Genomic DNA, 18969 nt, shown 5'->3' on the forward strand with positions numbered 1-18969 from the left:
GCGGTGAGTTAAGGTGCGAAACGCCACACTAATAGGAGCCCCCATGAAGTTTAAACACGCAAGCATTTTGGTTACTAGCCTTGCTCTGACATTCAACGTTCAAGCGAGCAGCAAAGATAACTGGGAAACATTCAGTGATATTGGTGCATACGGTCTCGTTGGTGTGGCTGCTGCGGTTCCTCTCTATAAGGGAGATTGGGAAGGCTTTAAGCAAGCGGGATTCAGTATTGGTACTGCATCGGGGATTGGATTGATTGGTAAGAATACCATTGATGCAGAGCGTCCTGATGGCAGTGACAACAAGAGCTTCCCGTCAAACCACACGGCAAATGCTTTTGCTTCAGCCACCACCTTACACTTGCGCTACGGATGGGAGGTTGGTCTGCCTGCTTACGGTATCGCAACTCTAGTTGGGGTTGGTCGAGTAGAAGCAGAAAGACACTATTGGCGTGATGTAGCAGCAGGTGCAGCGCTAGGAATTGCGACGGGTTGGTTCTTCACTGAAGCTTACGATAGTTCTGTACAGGTGATTCCTTGGGCTACCAGTCAAGGAGCAGGAGTAAATGTCGCGTTTAGTTGGTAGAGATATTGAACGAGCAGCTAGTGGAGTTTGATACGGCCGAGATCTTACCGCCATCCTTGTTGCCACTTTTCACTGTTTTTCAAATCTCTCCAGTCAATGGAGTATTCGTTTTTTGACATGATTGCTTCAAGGGTGCAGATAATCACTGCTCCCTCTTCATCAAACTCAACCTCTGAAACCAAAAAGTGTTTTTCTTTATGTTCTGGCTTGATGGCTGTCCACTTACTGTTGTGAAGCTTCGCCGGGTTAATACGATTCATGAAAGGCCTTTAGTTATATGGTTTATTTAAGAAAACTAGCCTTGATACGAATGAATGCTTGGCGTGGTTCAGATACAAAAAAACCAGCGGTGCTTGCCGCTGGTTTTTGCTTTATTGAGAGGAGAGATGTGCGTTAAGCTTCTTGACGCTTAAGATGCACTTCTTCTTCTTTAACGCCAGCCATTGGGTCGTTGAAACGCTCTTCATCAAGCGCACCTTCAGACTTAGCTACAATCACAGTCACGGCACTGTCACCAGTAATGTTTACCGCGGTACGAATCATATCCAGTAGACGGTCAACACCCATGATAAGAGCGATACCTTCAAGTGGCAGGCCAACTTGGTTTAGTACCATTGCCAACATAACCAGACCAACACCAGGCACACCCGCTGTACCAATCGAAGCTAGAGTCGCAGTCATAATAACCATTAGGTAATCACCCATGGTTAGGTCGATGTTAAACGCTTGAGCGATAAATGCGGTGGCTACACCTTGCATGATTGCTGTGCCATCCATGTTCACCGTTGCACCCAATGGTACAGTGAAAGAGGATACGCGGTTTTCTACACCCATGCGGTTTTTCGCAGTTTCCATGGTAACTGGAATGGTCGCATTTGAAGAGGCAGTAGAAAAAGCGAACATAATCGCGTCTTCCATCTTCTTCAAGAAGGTGATTGGGCTAAGACCAGTGAAGCCTTTTAGCATCACGCTGTAAGTGACTAGGCCGTGTAGAACTAAAGTTCCCGCAAGAACCAAGAAGTACTCAGCTAGGTTGATGATTGCGCTTAGACCAAGGCCGGTAAACAGCTTCGCCATCAGGAAGAACACACCAAATGGCGCTAGGTTCATCAAAATAGCGACCAACTTCATGATGACTTCGTTTAAGTCAGAGAAGAAGCCTGCGATACGCTCACCTGGCTTACCCGCAGCACTGATGGCAATGCCAAACAGAACCGCAAATACGATGACTTGAAGTGTTTTACCTTCGGCCATAGCACTGATTGGGTTGGTCGGGAACATATCGATGATCACTTGACCTAGTGATGGCGCTTCCGCTGATTTGAATGAGCTTGCTGCCGTAAGATCGGCACCAGCTCCTGGCTGGAATAAGTTACCCATCGTTAGGGCAAGCGTAATCGCTACAGCGGTTGTGGTGACGTAAAACGCGAGGGTTTTGCCGCCCATGCGACCAAGTGTAGAGAGATCTTTAAGCGAGCTTGTACCGCAAACAAGTGAAACAAACACCAGTGGGACTACAAGCATCTTTAAGCTGGCGACGAAAATTTGTCCACCAACTTCAAACAGTCCATTGACGATATATGTGTCGACAAATCCGTTGTCGGCAAAGAGGGTGCGAATTGCAAATCCTGTCAAGATACCCGCGACCATGCCTAGAATAACGCGGCTAGTCAGCGACATCGGTTTCTTGGTATTCATAGTGAACACTCCTTATAGTTATGCACCTTGAGTTCACTTCAAGGCGTGCAGGAGGTTAGCAGGCGAGTTGATAATTCAGAAAGCAAAAAAGAGGTATCGATTTATAGATGTGATCTTAATCACTGGTATTTTGTGTTATTTAACTAATTTTTAACCAGTATGATTAACGGAATATCCTGTTGGTTATCATCTTTAACATGCAAAATGCTGCTCATTAATACTTTGTTACTTCTCATTACTTGAGAAAGTGGATGCATATTGCAGTGGCTAACATGAAAAAGTGCATATATAGTCAGGAGTTATGCAGTCTATTGTGATGTGCAGTCGTTTATGAGTAGTGGTTTGCAGCAAGCCAAGCTCAATGACTCAGCTTGCTCTAAGTACCAATCAATCATTAATGGGGTTTGGTTTAATCCTTAGCTCGCGCATTGCCTGGCTGTCCATGCGCTTGGAAAAATCAGCAAGGGGTTGAAAATCTTGACTGCCCCAGTGAGGATTTTCGCGGTATTGCTGCGGTAGTGCAGTAAACGCCTCTTCCTCATCAGCGGCGACTAAACTTAGTGTTAACCACTCTTCTATTGATTGGTTATCAACGAATTTGTTAGTGAGGCTCAATGGGTGCGTTGATCCTGGATAGTGAGGCGTCAATTCTAGCCCAAGATGGTAATCACGGTAGATAACAGCCCACTTGTTTGGTAGCCTTTTTGAGCTGTCCCACCAAACGCCATCCAGTTGTTCAATTATTTCTTTACTAATGGATTTAGACACTGCTTTCAGTTCAATGAGCGTCTGACTTACCGCTTTGTCCATCGCCACACCAAACTGTTTAGCAGTTAAGTCTGGTTGGTTTACTAAGATCTGCTTCGCCAACTTGGCTCCGAGCATATTCGAATAAAGATCTTCTGATGAGAATGCGGAAGCGAGTTCATCAAAACCTCCAACCGAAACCATACCAAACCACTGAGCAATCTCATGCCACTGCGCTAAGCGAAATGCAGTCAACGCTGCTGCTTCGGCGCTGTAACGCACTTTCTGTTCGGCTGTGAGAAGCTTGGATTGTTGGTGCCAGCTTAGTCGGCGTAACCGCAGCTCTGCGGGCAGGTCGATTTGGTGGTTCGTACCTAAGTAGCGCTGATTGAGTTTAAACAGGTAATAGGTGTAATCAGCGGTATCACGCACGTGCGCGGTATCGATAAAGCCACCCAGTTGGGTAAAGACTAGGCCATTGGTCTCATCAGCTAGCCCCAGAAGGCTACCAGAAACTGACGTACTGCCATCATTATAGTGATGGGTACCCACCTCATCACGGTTAACTACGTTTTCCAATGAGAAGAAAGGGACAGGTACTTTTCCTAACTGTGCTTTAAGGTCAACGCCAAACGCACAGCACGGCCTAACACCAACAGGTGCTTTCAGCTCATCAGCTTGGGTGTTAACACTCAGTAACGCTAACAGTAGTAGTGCTGTCTTTTTCAAATCGGGCTCCTCTAAAATGCCTCGTTTACTTGGAAATAAAAACCGGTGCTTTGCTTTCCGAACCCTAGATCAATACGAACGTTAATCCTAGCCTTGAACGCAAATCGATAACCTATGCCTACAGTAGGTAGCCATTTCTCATCAAATAACGCTTGGTAACTTGGCGCGACATTACCTGCCCCGAGCCATGCGACCATTCCATGACGACCGGATAGTGTGTGGCGTAGCTCTACTTGGGTCGACAATTGATGTTTATCACGGTATTGCCCCTGATAGTAACCGCGCATACGCTCGTCATCCCCCAGTTGGGCATAATCAAACCAAGGTGCGTCGCCGAGTATTGATTGCGAATAAACTTCCATCGCAATAATGGTGTCATCGTCTATTTGCGTGTAGCGACGAGCATTGACGGTCACGTGATCATAACTTTGATCACTGCCTAGTGAGCCTCGGTTCGCGATCCATTCGACGTCAATAAACTCACCCGACTGCGGATTTGGCTCAAAGTCACGAGTATCATATTCAAACCCGATGACTACCCCACTGGCTGTTGAATCATCAAGTGCGCTTGGAAGCGGGTTGTCGCCAACGTCTTCCATCTGGCTAAAAGATTGCCATTTAACCCCAGCTTTGGCGTAGAAGTTGTCTCCGACCTCATAGGCTATTTTAGGGTTGAGCAGTAATCGTTGGCCCTGATACTGAGTTTTGTTTGTGTCACTTTCTGCGGCTTCTTTCCCAACCCCCCAGTAATAACCAGGAGTGTGGCTGATCCACGCTTCGCCAAGTAGGCGGAGTTTATCTTGCTGCAAATAGGTTCGGTTGTTTACGCCAACCCCATAGGATCCAGAGGTTGAGCCATACGATGTAACGGTTAACGTGGAATATGGATCATTCGCTTGCCAGTTACTTGGTGTGTATAAACCGACGGCAGCGATACCAATGCCAAATCCTTGCTCTGGATTGACAAATGGACCCGGAAGTACACCCCAATCGATAAGCTTACTGTGGTCGACGCTTTCACTTGATCCTAGTTTGGTCAGAATATCTTCTAGCCAGTCGCTGCTCTTTTCAGTTGCCATGACCGAAGGAGTCAAAAGGAGGCTAGTGATCACTAGTCCAAAACTAACTTTCATACTCACTCCTTAAAAGCGGCGATCCAGCGAGACAAAAAAGCTTTGTCGTTCGCCAAAGCCAGCTTCGCCGAGCACATACCAACTCGGACTCAACTGATATTGAAAACCTGCGAGGCTATTCCAAGGGGAAGTGAGGTGCTGTTTAACTTCGAACTGCCCTTCAAGGCCAGCAAAGCTGCCACCAAGGTCTGCAATCGATCCTGTTAGGTACTGCTCCACATTTTGGTACATGCCACCCACCCATACGCGTAGCGGCCAACCTGTTTGATGAAAGTCATAACCAACACGAGGTGAGACAACAATGGCGTCAATGGTTCCATCAACAACGGTTAATGTGGTTTGGGTAAAGCTTGCATCAACGAGGCTAAACCAGTTACCTGTCCCCCCGGCGAGTACTAAGCCTCCGCCAAACGTATAACCGTCAAGATCCAATTGAAAGCTATCAATTTTAGTTGTCATTAATGGTTTGGATGTGTTTTTTAGCCCTACTGATACGTTGACGTCTGTTTCTGAGTAACCGTCAAGCTTACCTGCTAGAGCGTACAAATTTAGAAATGGGAATAGCCAAACATCAGCGCGCAGAGTAACGACATTGGTCACTTGTTTTCCTGGTTCCGCTTCCATTTCTATGTCGGCGTACTTATCGATCAATTTATCGAGAAATGGTTGACCGACTTTCAAATTATTGAGTGCGATAGAGTCGACATTGATGCCTTGTTGCATCCCCATATAGCTAAGGTTGAAGCCAATTGGTTTTGGCAGTTCATAGCCTAGGGCTTGGGCTTGCTCTTTCCAAATCGGCAGAGAAATTGAGTCAGAGCAAGCGTAAGAAGAGAATAGGCTGCAAGCAGTAAGGAGAAAAAAGCTGCGTTTCATAGTGTACATCAATGCGTGTAACAAGAGCTCTGCGCTTCAGATTGAAGCCTTGGCGCGAGGAGTTACGTAGTAATCAAGCCGCTAAGAGAACCTCTAAGCGTTCCTATGTGAGTCAAAGAAGATACAGACTCTAAAAAAGTGAGCGCATCATACTCCTCAATTTTTAAAAGTAAACTTTTAAGTATACTTTTTATAGTTGTCGCTTATAATCCGCGCCCAACGTGTTGAAGAGGGAAATAACCGTACATGAAACTGTCTGAGAAGAAGCGAATTGCTCTAATTGAAGCCGCGCAAAGTGAATTCATTGAATATGGTTTTTCTGCGGCCAATATGGATCGTGTTTGTGAACGGGCGGGGACTTCGAAGCGGACTCTATATCGACATTTTGCCAGCAAAGAAGTGCTTTTTTTCGACGCGGTAAAAAGTGCGCTAGATACTCGAGATGCGGCACTAACGCTGAGTTATAACCCAAGTCGCTCTATCGAAGAGCAATTGGCGGACTATTTGAACAAAAAGCTCGACTTTCTCTATTTCGACTTTGGCATGCCTCTGGCGAAAATGGTGATCGGCGAGTTCATTCGAGCGCCAGAACTGGCGGAAAAGTATCTTCATCAGCTGCACAATCATGACCAAAAGCTGGAACAGTGGTTTGCTGATGCGATTCAAGATCGCAAACTCAAAGTGCAAGACCCAAGCAAAATGAGCAATATGCTAATGTGTTTGATGAATGGAAACTTTATGTGGCCTCAACTGGTGGCGAACCATGAAGTTCCGTCTACCGAGCGCAGAACACAGCTTATTGCTGATATCTTGCAGCTGTTTTTAGAAGGTTACCGCTGTTAGTAGCCAAGCTTTGATGAAGGAGAGCGTGATGATTAAGACAACGACATCGGTCGTCGAAGGGAAGCCAGTCGAGCACTATTTGGGCGTGGTCGTCGGTGAGGCAATCTTAGGAGCTAACATCTTTAAAGATATGTTTGGTGCGATCCGCGATGTAGTAGGTGGTCGATCTGGAGCGTATGAACGTGAAATGGGCCGAGCACGTGAAATTGCTTTTCAGGAAATGGAAGAACAAGCGCGTTCACTGGGGGCAGATGGTATTGTTGGTATCGATATCGATTACGAAGTGATTGGTAGCGGTGGCAGTATGATGATGGTGAGTGTCAGTGGTACTGCGGTGAAATTTAAGGTCTAATACCACTGCAATTATTTATTTAGGAACTGAAGTATGAAAATTTGGGTTGATGCGGATGCGTGTCCTGTCGTGGTAAGAGACATTCTATTCCGAGCTTCTGAGCGAACCGGAGTAGAGGTGACCTTGGTCGCCAACCAGTTTATCCGCACTCCAGCTTCTCCTAAAGTAACCATGCTTCAGGTTCAACCGGGTTTTGATGTTGCGGACAATGAAATAGTGAAACGTTGCCAAATTGGTGACTTAGTGATCACAAGTGATATCCCCCTAGCGGACGAGGTGATTACTAAAGGTGGCCATGCATTGAGTTCACGTGGCGAAATGTTTACTAAAGAAAACATCAAATCTCGGCTCAATATTCGCGATTTCATGGAAACCATGCGCAGTAGTGGTATTCAGACCGGTGGCCCCGCCCCGCTCAGTCAAGCCGATAGGCAGCAGTTTGCCAATCACTTAGATAAGTGGTTAGTGCAATGGCAGCGAGCGCAAAGTTAGGCTATTCAGAATATTAAAGGTCATGTTACATGACCTTTTTTTTGTTCCATATTTCAGGGTTACTACGATAGTTGGTTATAAAACAAGTACCGTATGCTTGTCTAAAAAATGTAATTAAGATCTCAATTCAACAATAATTCATTAACAAAAGTGTAACGTTTGACCTTTTGGGACTTTGAGTATTATTTCTTGAGACTGGAAAAATCCTCGGTTTAACTCTTGATTTTTAAGGCATAGATTGAAAGTGCTTGCTGCATTTTTGTGCAGTTAAGTTGGAAGCGCTGATGAACAGCGCATCAACGAACTTAACGAGAGTTATTAAGATGGAACTTAAAAAAATAACAGTCGCAGTGGTAGGCGCGCTATTTAGCATGCACGCTTTCGCTGTTAGTGAACCTACTCCACAAGTGGTCGACCGAGCGGTACATTTCGATCATGATCATGACCACGCCGTCCAACATGGTATTGAGAACAAAAAGCCTCAATACTCACCAAAAAAATCCCTGCCTAAAAAGCCAAAGCCTGAGGCAAAGAAAGACAGCAGTGCGGTTAATCCGTTGACCACCATGAGTGCCGGTGTTTCTGCGATGAGAGGCGCAGAAGGTTCAGGTACATTGCCATGTGATGTAAATGCGTTTAACACCAACAGTAGCTCTACTTTGATTGGCCAAATCACAGGTCAAGGCGCTGAATGTGTTAATGAGCTTTTCTCAGCATCGAGTGACATCCAGAAAACGGCATTCAGTTCGAGCAACATGTACCAAGTCGCGAAGCACACCTCTTCGTTATCTCGATCGTATAGAGGTGGTGGTAGCGATGATCTTGAAGCGCTATTTTTATACCTTCGTGCCGGCTATTACGCTGAGTTCTATGACAACAGCATCAATTTCGCTTCTTGGGTTCAGCCAGCAGTGAAAGAAGCAGTTGATTCATTTGTGAACAGCGGCAGCTTTTATGAAAACAGTGATGCACACGGTAAGGTTCTGGGGGAGGTGATTACCACCATGGATAGTGCTGGCCTGCAGCATGAATATTTAGGCGTGGTGACAGAGTGGCTAAACCGTTGGGACAGAAGCTACGCTCAGAACTGGTATATGCGTAATGCTGTTAACGGCGTATTTACGGTTCTATTTGGGGGGCAGTGGAACGATGAGTTTGTAGCTCGAATTGGTTCTCAGTCAGGTCTTGTTGATGCGCTATCGCGTTTTGCTTTAAATCGCCAATCTATCGGCCAAGATGATGAGTTTATGACCGCGAATGCAGGTCGAGAGCTTGGTCGTTTCACTCAATATAAGAGCACTTCAATTGAATCTATGGTCACGAGCAAAGTTCGTCAGATCTTTAGTCAATACGAGATGTATGGTTACGGAGACAGTGTTTGGCTAGCGACCGCAGATACGTCTTCCTATTATGTTGAGTGTTCTGAATTCGGGATTTGTAATTTTGAACAAGAGCTCAAATCACTGGTTTTATCCCAAACTTACGTCTGTAGCGACAGCATCCGTATTCTTTCTCAAAATATGACCGCCGATCAGCACCGTGCAGCATGTGGCAAGATGGGATATGAAGAAGGTTATTTCCATCAGCGTCTAGAAACAGGCCGAGTACCAGTTCCTGATGATCACAATATTCAGTTACAAGTGAACATCTTTGATAGCGATGATGACTATGGGAAATACGCGGGGCCTATTTTTGATATTGATACCAACAATGGCGGTATGTACCTAGAAGGTGAGCCAGGCACTCCGGGCAATATTCCCAATTTCATAGCTTATGAAGCCTCTTACGCGAATGCGGATCACTTTGTCTGGAACTTAGAGCATGAATACGTTCACTATCTAGATGGTCGATTTGATTTGTATGGCGGGTTCAATCACCCAACGGAGAAAGTCGTGTGGTGGGCGGAAGGTGTCGCTGAGTATGTTGCAAATGAGGATAACAATCCTCGCGCATTAGAAACCATCATGGATGGGTCGACTTATACGCTTGGGGAAATCTTTGAAACAACCTACGACGGGTTTGATGTTGACCGTATTTATCGATGGGGTTACCTAGCAGTACGCTTTATGTTTGAACGCCACATGGATGATGTGAACGCGATGCTAGCAGAAACTCGCCAAGGTAATTGGTCTGCTTATAAGGCGACAATTACCCAATGGGCGAGCTTATATCAAACCGAATTTGAACAATGGCAGCAACAATTGGTGAATGGTGGAGGCGGTGGTGAACTGACTCCTCCAACTGCAGCAATAGTAGTCGCAAGCGAGGCAAAAGTTGATGAAACAATTACACTCAGCAGCTCACGTAGCACGGATTCAGACGGTCAAATTGTCAGTTACTTCTGGGAGCTCGGCGACGGCTCGACAAGTGTCGAGGCCAATCCGACGCACCAATTCCGCAGTGCGGGTGACTACACGATCCGCCTAACGGTGACCGATAATGATGGATTAACGGCAAGCACCTATGCTCGTATTACCGTTATTGAGGCGTCGAATGGTGGCAATAACTTGCTCCCGCAAGATTGTGCTGTTCGTCCTAAAGTCAGCGGTGGCCAGCTAACCGCAGGTGAACCTGTGTGTCTGGCAAGTCAGTCACCTATTTGGTTGGCAATTCCTGCTGTTAACGAATACCGCACTATGTCGATCACTTCGGCTAACGGGACTGGTGATCTGAAGCTTGAGTACAGTAACTTCGGCTGGCCAAATAGCTATGGTTCAAACTTGCATGATTGGTCTGCCAACCCTGGCAATGGGGAATGCATTACTATCGTTGGTCAGGCTAATTATTGGGGTTACCTCAAGGTGTCTGGCGAGTTCGAAAACGCAGCCCTTGTGGTTGACTTTGATACTGCTGGTTGTCGTCAGTAGTTAGAGTTTATGCAGTTATTCAAAGCCCAGCGATTGCTGGGCTTTTTTGTTTTTTGAATCCTACATTGGTAAAGAGCGCCAATTTACAATGTAAATTCAATCTTAAACGTCGCGCAACAAATTCGCGGCAGAGGTGTGTACGCATGAATGGTCGATACATGTTTTCCCTTACATAGCCTTACAGTAAGTCACTTAATTTATTGCTATTATTTTCTTGTTGATACTTAGCCTTATTAAGGGTTGTGGCTGTAGGTAATGCTATGTGCACAAAACTTAAGCAAGCGCGACTAATGTTCAAAATCACTTTGTACCGTTGGTAACTTCTCTTGCGTGGCATACGTTTAGAGAAATTATGTTTTCGAGTCTATGCTCAATGGTCGGTTGATGATCTGTCACTCAATCGGCCATTATTTTTCTTCAAACTTGTTCCTGACTGCTCAGGTCATTTTGCCTAAACATCATTTCCCCAATGTAATACGTTTCTGAAACAGTGCTCACTTATGGATTATTGACCTATAGATGAGCAAGAATGGCCCCTCATGTTCATACTCGATAAACAGAATACTTTTTGTGGCTGGTTTATCTATAAGCGATCAAACCGAACAATATAAATTTTTTGTGATTGCGAGCTCATTTCGTAAAAGTGATTCGTTTGCATCAAGGGGCTTATCGAATTGCGGCCATAATCCGAGCTCATCCAACCAACCTTTATATCCATTAAAAAATATTTATTTAAATACAAAGGGTTACGGATTCACGCTTTCCGCGCTGTCTATCTTTGATACAGTTTCCACCTTAAGAATGGTGTATCATAAGAAAGTGTCGATGGGGCATTGAGATTTGCTGTTCACTTTTTATTCATATCTTTAAGTAAGATATTCATTTGATGGCATATTCTGTTCACTTCTCTTCTATATAATTCAATGCCTATTTCTATTTGTAATATTTGCCAACAGGCGACCATTTCGAGGCATTCATGTTTAACAGTATACGTACGCAGATAGCCGTTAGTGCAGGGGCGGCGATGGCCTTTACCCTACTCATCGCTATGGGGATGACAACCAACGCGTTTAGTGATGTCAATCAGCAAATCACAGAGCGAGTGAAAGCTCAGCTGACACAAAGCACAATCGACAATCTAAAATCGACGGCGTTGAATCAGGGACAAACCATTTCCAGTAATCTAAACCCTGTCTTATCTAATCTCGACCAAGCTCGATCAATCATTGAACTGAGTGCTGAAACTGGAGCTGGCGCCGATCTCATCGTAAACCAATTTATCGCAGCTTTAGAAACGCAAGACGAAGCCGTATTTGCCGGGTATATGGTTTGGGAAGAAAAAACGTGGGACCTCGCATCAGAATCGGGAGCAAGCCAGGCAATTAACAGCAAAGGCTATCTCGCGCCATTCTTTTCTCCTAACACCCATCAGGGATTTGACGCCGTCGCGATGGAAAGCTTTAGCAATACCGAGCTAAACAGTAATGGCGAGCGCAAAGACGATTGGCACCTTGTCCCATTTGAAACTGGCCGTACATTCGTTATGGAACCGTACATGTATCCAGTTCGCGGCAAAGAAGAGCTCATCACCACGATTAGCCAACCGATCAAACTGAATGGCAAGATCATCGGTTCCCTGGGTTTTGATCTTGCTCTCTATGAACTCCAAAGCCAAAGCGAGATGCTGGCAAAGAGTCTGTTTGATGGTGAGGGTAATATTATTATCGCATCTTGGAAAGGGGCGTTACTTGCCAATACCAATGATGAGCACTCCGTTGGCGCAAGAGTCGGTGGAGAACTGTGGTCTAAATGGGGAGAGATTCAATCTCAGGCGAAACGCAGTGATATCGGGATTACGACGATTGGCGATAAGGAATATGCCATTACCTCTGTCAATACAACGGATGCGCCGTGGGTTGTTATGGTATCTGTTCCTACTAGCAAGCTAAAGAAAAGTGTCGCGGATTACGAGAGTTGGAGTTCTGATCAAAATTCGATGGCCTTGGAGAAAGGTGTCTGGGCGGGCATCATCGCTGCAATTATCGGCATTCTAGCGATGGCACTTATCGCCAACTCGTTAGGAAAAGTTTTAGCCAACTTGGTTGAGCGCTTTAAAGATGCAGCCCAAGGCGAAGGTGATCTTACCTACCGAATTGAAGTTAAAGGTAAAGATGAAACGGCTCAACTGGCCCATTGGTTTAATACCTTCCTAGGTCGTATGCAGGACATGTTGCGTGTTGTAATGACGACCGCAAATGAAGTCGACAACAGTGCCAACGAAGGGCAAGCAAGAGCAGAGCAGTCAAAAACTCAGCTCAATGCTCAAGTCAATGAAGTGAATTCGTTGGCGACCGCAATCAATGAAATGAGCGCAACGGCACAAGAAGTGGCCAATTCTGCGGTGCAAGCGGCCACGGCAGCAAATCAGGTTCAAAGCAATAGTCTCAATGGTATGGAGCGAATGGATAACGCGGCGAGTGCGGTTGATGCCTTGGCACTTCAGGTAAACAACGCCCAAAGCCAAACGCAAAACCTAGCGGCATCAAGCGCGGCGATTCAGGGCATTTTAAGCGAAATTGGCGGTATCGCTGAGCAAACTAACTTACTTGCTCTTAATGCGGCTATTGAGGCGGCACGTGCTGGCGAAGCGGGTAGAGGGTTTGCTGTCGTTGCTGACGAAGTGCGAAACCTGGCAACCAGAACTCAAGGCTCCACTGAAGAAATTCGCGCAATGCTGGCTCGATTAGAGCAAGAAACTCAGGCTATCGTTGTTTTGATGCAAGAAAGCCAACAGCAAGCTGAAGATACTAAAGGAGAGACTCAAGCTGCCCACCTTGCTTTAGTGGAGATTAATCAAGCCATTGAAGTGATTAATGATATGAACAATCAAATCGCTTCTGCTGCAGAGGAACAAAGCTCGGTTTCTGAAGAGATCAATCGCAATGTTGTGATCATTAATGACACCGCAATGGAAGTGATGGACAGCATGACGTCATCGGTTGATATCAGCTGTGAACTGTCTACTAAAGCGGCGGACTTACAGGTGGAGTTAGGTAAGTTTAAAATCTAAGCGAAGGTTTTAAATTAGCCAAGCAACTCGTCGGAGAAAACAAAAAGCGCTAAAGGATACTTTAGCGCTTTTTTTAATACAGCTTGATTAGATTATTCTAGATTGAGCGATACGTAGTTAGTGACAAATGGCGTGATTGTTACTTCATTTGCCACGTAGTAGCTGTCACCGGTCCCGCTTGATTTTATTTTGAAGTAGTAAGTACCAGAAGCGATAGAAATATCACTTTTGTAACCGGTATTGAACGCTATTGCTTGATCGACCAACCAGCCTTCATTGGTGACTTCATAGATGTAACCTTCGCAGTTGAGCGAGCCAATGCGTGGGTGGCTGCAGCTTTCTAGGAAAAGGCGTGTCTTAGACTTTGGATTCTTTTCAGTCTTTGTGAGCGTGATTGAGCCGTAGTTTTTCTTCATGCGCTTACCATCGGTGGTATACATGGTTTCTTTCTCTATGCTGTAGCTTTTACCGTTCTTTACAACGCTGCCATTGCTACCGCCCACAGAGCCAAGTACACCATTGATTGCGCCATTGACTCCATCGTTTACTGCATTATTGATGTCGTTACTAGAACACCCAATGAGTGTAAGTGATGCGGCAAATACTAACGCTAAGTGTTTCATAAATTTATCCTTGTGCGAGCGACTGATTTTAATTGGTATTGTTGGTGTGAATATTTTGATGGATATTTATAAATTAGCGCGAGGGTAAAAACCTCAGTGGCTGTAGAGAAGTGTGAGATGAATTTTGGATAATTTAGATGATCTTATTTGTGAGATTTTCTCTCACGCGGATACGATTTTGTATACCTTATAGAACTCAGGTACGCACTGTGCGTACCTGAGTTATTGGACTATACCGCTTGAGTTGCTTGTTTTAACCAAGCTTGCTCTTCATCGTTAAGATCGGAAGACAGTTGTTCCCAACAACGCTGGTGGTATTGGTTCAGCCACTCAATTTCACTGCTATCGAGTATGGATTTTTCCAGCATATTAGTTGCAATTGGTGCGAGGGTAATGGTCTCAAAACCATAGAATTTACCAAACTCGTTTTGCTCCAGTTCAACCACTTTCATTATGTTCTCAATTCGAACACCATGAACACCTTCGCGATAGACACCCGGTTCATTTGTGATCACCATACCGGGTTTTAGCGCTACTTCTGCAGGGTTTTGTGAGAAATTTTGCGGTCCTTCGTGTACGTTCAAACACATACCCACACCATGACCTGTACCGCACTTATAATCGATGCCATGTTGCCAAAGTACACCACGGGCCATGATATCTAGATTTGCGCCGGTTGATCCTTGCATAAATCGTGTTTGCGTTAAGCGTATAACGGCTTTTAGAACCAAGGTGTAGTCCGTTCTCTCTCGAGCAGTAGGCGTACCAAAGTGGAACGTTCGGGTAATATCTGTGGTGCCACCTGGGTATTGGCCACCTGAATCGACAAGGAAGAAACTCGACTCATTGACGGTAGAGCTACTTTCACTGTCTGCAGCATAGTGCATCTTTGCACCATGCTCAGCAAAGCCTGCAATGGTGCGAAAGCTCTCACCAACATAGTCGTCAATTTGCTTCCTAAAGCTCATTAAGGCTTGTTCAGCATTGAGCTCGGTGACTTGGCCACTTGGTACCTGATCATCAAGCCATTTCATGAACTTAACCATGGCTACGCCATCTTTGCGTAACGTCTCTTCCATGCTCTTTAGCTCAGTCGCGTTTTTCTGCGATTTCATGTCGGTGACTGGACAAGGCATATCGACTAGGGTGAGATCGGCTCTCATCTGGCTGACAGATAAACTGTCGCAGTACTTAGCGCTATAAACGACTTTACTGCCACTTGCGAGCAAGTTAAGCGCAGTGCAAAGGTGCTCGTAATCATGTAAATGGATGCGATGCTCAGAAAGCGCGGCAACCACTTCAGGGTTGAGTTTGTCGCTATCGATAAACAGGCGGCTACTGGTTTGTTCAATCAATAAGTAACCTTCCGAAATTGGGCAATAAGCGGTATCCCCACCGCGAATATTCAGTGTCCACATTACGTCGTCTAGGGTTGAGATAAGCAATGCGTCGGCTTCTTGGGAAGTTAAATAACGACGAAGTTGGGCAATTTTTTCGGAGGTTGTTTGACCGGCTACTTCGATTGGGTGGTTAAATAAGCGCGCTTTTGGGCGACTTGGTCGGTCTGGCCAAATTGGACTAATTAAATCGTGTTCGACGACCAATTGGATCGATTTTTTAGCAAAAGCCTTGCTCAGCTGGTCAAAGAATAATTTACTGATGCTGCGTCCATCCACTCCGACAACGGCGTTTTCAGGCAATGTCTCAGCCAGCCATTCTGGGATCGTCGGTGTTTCAGGTAGCCTAGCTTTAAATAGCGTTAACCCGGAACCTTCGAGCTGCTCTGCACCTTGAATATAGTAACGGCCGTCAGTCCATAATCCACCTCCATCTGGCGTGATAACAACATCGCCAGCGGAACCAGTAAAGCCAGATATCCATTGTCTAGCTAACCAGTATTCTGCAGAGTACTCACTTGTATGGGGATCATTGTTGGTGACAATATAAGCATCAAACTTTTGTGCTTTCATGCCTTCTCTAAGGGCGCTTAAGCGCTCTGAAACAGTGGTTAAAGTCATAGTGACGGGTTTCCTAGCAGAGTATGTGTACAGAAAATATGGTGGTCTGGTTGACCACTACGTGTTGGCTTTTGCTGACCGCATAACTCGGTAGCGCTTGGGCAACGAGTGCGGAAAACACAGCCGCTTGGAGGATTGATTGGTGATGGTAAGTCGCCTGGTAGCAGCTGGATATCACGATTTCTAGCCAGCGTTGGGTGAGCGATAGGTACTGCGGATAACAGGGCTTTGGTATATGGATGCTGTGCGTCATCAAAGACTTTATCGTAGCGACCCACTTCCATTGGTTTTCCTAGGTACATCACCATCACACGATCACTGATGTGTCTGACGACACTGAGATCATGCGCAATCATGACCAGTGTTAATCCCATCTCTTGCTTTAAGTCATCCAGCAGGTTAATGACTTGCGCTTGAATTGAAACATCCAGTGCACTGACGGGTTCATCACACACCACTAAGTCGGGTTTTAAGATTAGCGCTCGTGCTATGCCTACACGTTGGCACTGTCCACCTGAAAACTCATGGGGATAACGGTTACGCTGACTTGCGAGGAGCCCGACTTTATCCATCATTGCGATGACGCGAGACTCTACTTCTTTTCGGCTAAGATGTGGCTCGTGAGTGAGTAATGGCTCTGCAATACACTCTGAGATGGTTAAGCGAGGGTTTAAGCAGGCTGAAGGATCTTGAAAAACCATCTGAAACTCTCGGCGACGGGCGGCAAGCTCGTACTTACCAAAGCCACGCATGTTCTCGCCTTTCCAATACAGTTCTCCGTCAGTGGGTTCGATAAGGCGCAAAAGTGCTCGTGCTAAGGTCGATTTTCCACAGCCAGACTCGCCAACAACGCCAAGGGTTTCACCCCGGTAGACATTGAGATCAATACCATCGACGGCTTTAACGATTTTACGTTTGCTCGGCAATATGTGTTTATTGATTTGGAAATGCACTTTTAAATCGCGCGCTGAAAGCAGTATTTCTTTATTTTTCATGGCTTCCTCCTAGGCACTGCGAACAATTGGTGTCACGGTATTGATTGGTGTGACATGACAAGCCAAACCTTGTGATGCTGAAATCGATTTAAACTGAGGCATAACCGCGCTGCATTCTGGTCGATATTGACTACAACGCTCTTTGAATGGGCAGCCTTTATTGTGAATCAACGCACTTGGCGGATTACCAGGAATGGTTGGTAAACGATCCATATCTTCACTGATGGATGGAATTGCTTTGAGCAAACCTTGCGTATAGGGATGGGCAGGAGAATCAAAAATTGAGTCAGTGTCGGACTCCTCCATTTTTCGTCCCCCGTACATCACCAGTACTCGGTCGCACATTTCAGCCACTACGCCCATGTCGTGTGTGATCAACAAAATGGCAGTATTGAACTCAGACTGGAGCTCTCGCAGCAAAGATAAAATCTGCGCTTGAACCGTAACATCAAGGGCAGTTGTGGGCTCGTCGGCAATCAGCAGCTCTGGTTTACACAACAATGCCATGGCGATCATGACTCGCTGACGCATGCCGCCAGACATTTCATGCGGGTATTGACTCATTCGTGTAGCGGCGGAAGGGATCCGTACGGCATCAAGCATCGCGATGGCTTCGGTTTCTGCATCTTGACGACTCATGCCTTTATGAATCATTAACACTTCAGCTAGCTGTTTACCTACTTTCATGAACGGGTTCAGTGACGTCATGGGATCTTGGAAGATCATGCCTATTTTTTCAGCTCGAATGTGGTTTAACTGCTTTTTGGACATCGTGAGCAAGTTTTCACCGTGAAAATTTGCTTTACCTGTCACCACGCCGTTATCAGCGGTTAAGCCCATTAAAGCAAAAACAGATTGGCTTTTGCCTGAGCCTGATTCGCCAACAATGCCTAGCGTTTCGCCTTTATTGACGGAGTAAGATAAATCACTGACTGCTTGAACCATTCCATCTGGGGTTTTAAATCGAACATTCATGTTCTCAATAGATAAGATACTCATCGTGGCTCCTTAGCGATCTTTGGGGTCAAGCGCATCGCGCAAGCCGTCGCCAATAAAGTTAAAGCAGAATAGGGTGGTCACCAGAAACAGAGATGGGAACATCAGTTGCCATAACGCGACATCAATGGTTTTAGCACCTTCAGATATCAATATTCCCCAACTGGTGTCTGGTGGCTGAACGCCCAAACCAAGGAAACTCAGGAATGATTCGAACATGATAAAACCCGGCACCATCAAAGAGGAATAAACCATAACAATACCCAACACATTCGGCAGTACGTGACGGCGAACAATGGTGAAGCGGGATACACCAATAGAATGGGCAGCTTCAATGAATTCACGTTTTTTTATGCTAAAGGTAACGCCGCGAACGACCCGCGCTATGCCCAGCCAAGAGACCATGCCGATTACGACAAAGATCAGATAGATATTGTTGCCAAATAGGGTGACAAATAGGATGACTAGGAACATAAAAGGGACCGAGTCGAGTACTTCGATAATTCTCATCATGGTGCTGTCGACCAACCCACCCATGTAGCCTGAGAGCGCGCCCCAAGCGGTGCCAATAAGTACCGCAACCAACGCCCCCATAAACCCAACCATGATCGACAGGCGTCCACCTTGCATAGTGCGCGCAAACAGGTCTTGTCCTAGATCGTCGGTACCAAAGTAGTGCCCTGAGCTGATGGATGGTTTGCCTAACTCATAAGGGTCTACGACCACATTCCAGTCGATTTCATCGTGGCCAAAGGCTGCCAAGTGAGGGCCGAAAGTAATACACAATACGATGAACATTAATACGTATACCGAGGTCATCGCCGCACGGTTTTGGCGAAAGCGCGTCCAAGCATCTTGCCATAAACTGCGCCCCTCAACGGCTTCGATATTAGAGCTCATTTGATCAGCCAGCTCTTTGGCGTCTATGCGTTTGGTTAACATTCGTT

16 protein-coding genes are annotated in these 18969 nt (G+C 45.9%); 6 read left to right on the top strand and 10 right to left on the bottom strand.

Annotation, left to right across the window (positions count from 1 at the left end; genetic code table 11):
- Positions 1-43: 43 nt before the first annotated feature.
- Positions 44-583 carry a phosphatase PAP2 family protein gene (locus AC4MRV_RS02785; protein WP_491185897.1) on the top strand — a complete coding sequence of 180 codons (540 nt, stop codon included), beginning with the start codon at positions 44-46 and terminating at the stop codon, positions 581-583.
- A gap of 44 nt (positions 584-627) precedes the next feature.
- Here AC4MRV_RS02785 and AC4MRV_RS02790 read toward each other — a convergent pair whose 3' ends face one another.
- From AC4MRV_RS02790 to AC4MRV_RS02810, 5 genes are all read right to left on the bottom strand, one after another.
- On the bottom strand, positions 628-843 hold the full coding sequence (locus tag AC4MRV_RS02790; RefSeq protein ID WP_491185898.1) for a TIGR02450 family Trp-rich protein: 216 nt from the start codon (positions 841-843) through the stop codon (positions 628-630).
- Positions 844-976: 133 nt separating this feature from the next.
- The gene (locus AC4MRV_RS02795) at positions 977-2281 is read right to left on the bottom strand and encodes a dicarboxylate/amino acid:cation symporter (RefSeq protein ID WP_491185899.1); all 1305 of its coding nucleotides are present in this window, start codon (positions 2279-2281) and stop codon (positions 977-979) included.
- Positions 2282-2668: 387 nt separating this feature from the next.
- Positions 2669-3757, bottom strand: a complete 1089-nt coding sequence (locus tag AC4MRV_RS02800) for a DUF4056 domain-containing protein (RefSeq protein ID WP_491185900.1) — start codon at positions 3755-3757, stop codon at positions 2669-2671.
- 11 nt (positions 3758-3768) lie between these two features.
- Positions 3769-4890, bottom strand: a complete 1122-nt coding sequence (locus AC4MRV_RS02805) for a BamA/TamA family outer membrane protein (protein ID WP_491185901.1) — start codon at positions 4888-4890, stop codon at positions 3769-3771.
- A 9-nt stretch (positions 4891-4899) separates the two neighbouring features.
- Positions 4900-5766 (bottom strand): TonB-dependent receptor, encoded by an 867-nt coding sequence (locus AC4MRV_RS02810; protein ID WP_491185902.1) that lies wholly within the window; start codon positions 5764-5766, stop codon positions 4900-4902.
- A gap of 246 nt (positions 5767-6012) precedes the next feature.
- Here AC4MRV_RS02810 and AC4MRV_RS02815 point away from each other — a divergent pair, with 246 nt between their 5' ends.
- From AC4MRV_RS02815 to AC4MRV_RS02835, 5 genes are all read left to right on the top strand, one after another.
- Entirely contained in the window at positions 6013-6609 is a 597-nt protein-coding gene (locus AC4MRV_RS02815) for a TetR/AcrR family transcriptional regulator (protein ID WP_491185903.1), read from the top strand.
- A 28-nt stretch (positions 6610-6637) separates the two neighbouring features.
- Entirely contained in the window at positions 6638-6961 is a 324-nt protein-coding gene (locus AC4MRV_RS02820; RefSeq protein WP_008074390.1) for a heavy metal-binding domain-containing protein, read from the top strand.
- A 33-nt stretch (positions 6962-6994) separates the two neighbouring features.
- The gene (locus tag AC4MRV_RS02825) at positions 6995-7453 is read left to right on the top strand and encodes a YaiI/YqxD family protein (protein ID WP_491185904.1); all 459 of its coding nucleotides are present in this window, start codon (positions 6995-6997) and stop codon (positions 7451-7453) included.
- 323 nt (positions 7454-7776) lie between these two features.
- Positions 7777-10320 (top strand): collagenase, encoded by a 2544-nt coding sequence (locus AC4MRV_RS02830; protein ID WP_491185905.1) that lies wholly within the window; start codon positions 7777-7779, stop codon positions 10318-10320.
- A gap of 976 nt (positions 10321-11296) precedes the next feature.
- Positions 11297-13390 carry a methyl-accepting chemotaxis protein gene (locus tag AC4MRV_RS02835; RefSeq protein WP_491185906.1) on the top strand — a complete coding sequence of 698 codons (2094 nt, stop codon included), beginning with the start codon at positions 11297-11299 and terminating at the stop codon, positions 13388-13390.
- Between the two features lie 92 nt (positions 13391-13482).
- Here AC4MRV_RS02835 and AC4MRV_RS02840 read toward each other — a convergent pair whose 3' ends face one another.
- The 5 genes from AC4MRV_RS02840 to AC4MRV_RS02860 form a co-directional block, all read right to left on the bottom strand.
- Positions 13483-14013: a hypothetical protein gene (locus AC4MRV_RS02840; RefSeq protein WP_491185907.1), complete on the bottom strand. Its 531-nt coding sequence runs from the start codon at positions 14011-14013 to the stop codon at positions 13483-13485.
- A gap of 230 nt (positions 14014-14243) precedes the next feature.
- The gene (locus tag AC4MRV_RS02845; RefSeq protein ID WP_491185908.1) at positions 14244-16031 is read right to left on the bottom strand and encodes an aminopeptidase P family protein; all 1788 of its coding nucleotides are present in this window, start codon (positions 16029-16031) and stop codon (positions 14244-14246) included.
- On the bottom strand, positions 16028-17026 hold the full coding sequence (locus AC4MRV_RS02850; RefSeq protein WP_491185909.1) for an oligopeptide/dipeptide ABC transporter ATP-binding protein: 999 nt from the start codon (positions 17024-17026) through the stop codon (positions 16028-16030). Before AC4MRV_RS02850 ends, AC4MRV_RS02845 begins: the two co-directional genes overlap by 4 nt.
- Positions 17027-17035: 9 nt before the next feature.
- The gene (locus tag AC4MRV_RS02855) at positions 17036-18025 is read right to left on the bottom strand and encodes an ABC transporter ATP-binding protein (protein WP_491185910.1); all 990 of its coding nucleotides are present in this window, start codon (positions 18023-18025) and stop codon (positions 17036-17038) included.
- 9 nt (positions 18026-18034) lie between these two features.
- The gene (locus tag AC4MRV_RS02860) at positions 18035-18964 is read right to left on the bottom strand and encodes an ABC transporter permease subunit (RefSeq protein WP_491185911.1); all 930 of its coding nucleotides are present in this window, start codon (positions 18962-18964) and stop codon (positions 18035-18037) included.
- Between the last annotated feature and the right edge of the window lie 5 nt (positions 18965-18969).

This window comes from Vibrio sp., from assembly GCF_984391705.1.

What these genes read in the sequence shown, in the direction of transcription:
- AC4MRV_RS02785 (WP_491185897.1), top strand. Translation starts at nt 44, where the DNA reads ATGAAGTTTAAACACGCAAGCATTTTGGTTACTAGCCTTGCTCTGACA.
- AC4MRV_RS02790 (WP_491185898.1), bottom strand. Translation starts at nt 843, where the DNA reads ATGAATCGTATTAACCCGGCGAAGCTTCACAACAGTAAGTGGACAGCC.
- AC4MRV_RS02795 (WP_491185899.1), bottom strand. Translation starts at nt 2,281, where the DNA reads ATGAATACCAAGAAACCGATGTCGCTGACTAGCCGCGTTATTCTAGGC.
- AC4MRV_RS02805 (WP_491185901.1), bottom strand. Translation starts at nt 4,890, where the DNA reads ATGAAAGTTAGTTTTGGACTAGTGATCACTAGCCTCCTTTTGACTCCT.
- AC4MRV_RS02810 (WP_491185902.1), bottom strand. Translation starts at nt 5,766, where the DNA reads ATGAAACGCAGCTTTTTTCTCCTTACTGCTTGCAGCCTATTCTCTTCT.
- AC4MRV_RS02815 (WP_491185903.1), top strand. Translation starts at nt 6,013, where the DNA reads ATGAAACTGTCTGAGAAGAAGCGAATTGCTCTAATTGAAGCCGCGCAA.
- AC4MRV_RS02820 (WP_008074390.1), top strand. Translation starts at nt 6,638, where the DNA reads ATGATTAAGACAACGACATCGGTCGTCGAAGGGAAGCCAGTCGAGCAC.
- AC4MRV_RS02825 (WP_491185904.1), top strand. Translation starts at nt 6,995, where the DNA reads ATGAAAATTTGGGTTGATGCGGATGCGTGTCCTGTCGTGGTAAGAGAC.
- AC4MRV_RS02830 (WP_491185905.1), top strand. Translation starts at nt 7,777, where the DNA reads ATGGAACTTAAAAAAATAACAGTCGCAGTGGTAGGCGCGCTATTTAGC.
- AC4MRV_RS02835 (WP_491185906.1), top strand. Translation starts at nt 11,297, where the DNA reads ATGTTTAACAGTATACGTACGCAGATAGCCGTTAGTGCAGGGGCGGCG.
- AC4MRV_RS02840 (WP_491185907.1), bottom strand. Translation starts at nt 14,013, where the DNA reads ATGAAACACTTAGCGTTAGTATTTGCCGCATCACTTACACTCATTGGG.
- AC4MRV_RS02845 (WP_491185908.1), bottom strand. Translation starts at nt 16,031, where the DNA reads ATGACTTTAACCACTGTTTCAGAGCGCTTAAGCGCCCTTAGAGAAGGC.
- AC4MRV_RS02850 (WP_491185909.1), bottom strand. Translation starts at nt 17,026, where the DNA reads ATGAAAAATAAAGAAATACTGCTTTCAGCGCGCGATTTAAAAGTGCAT.
- AC4MRV_RS02855 (WP_491185910.1), bottom strand. Translation starts at nt 18,025, where the DNA reads ATGAGTATCTTATCTATTGAGAACATGAATGTTCGATTTAAAACCCCA.
- AC4MRV_RS02860 (WP_491185911.1), bottom strand. Translation starts at nt 18,964, where the DNA reads ATGTTAACCAAACGCATAGACGCCAAAGAGCTGGCTGATCAAATGAGC.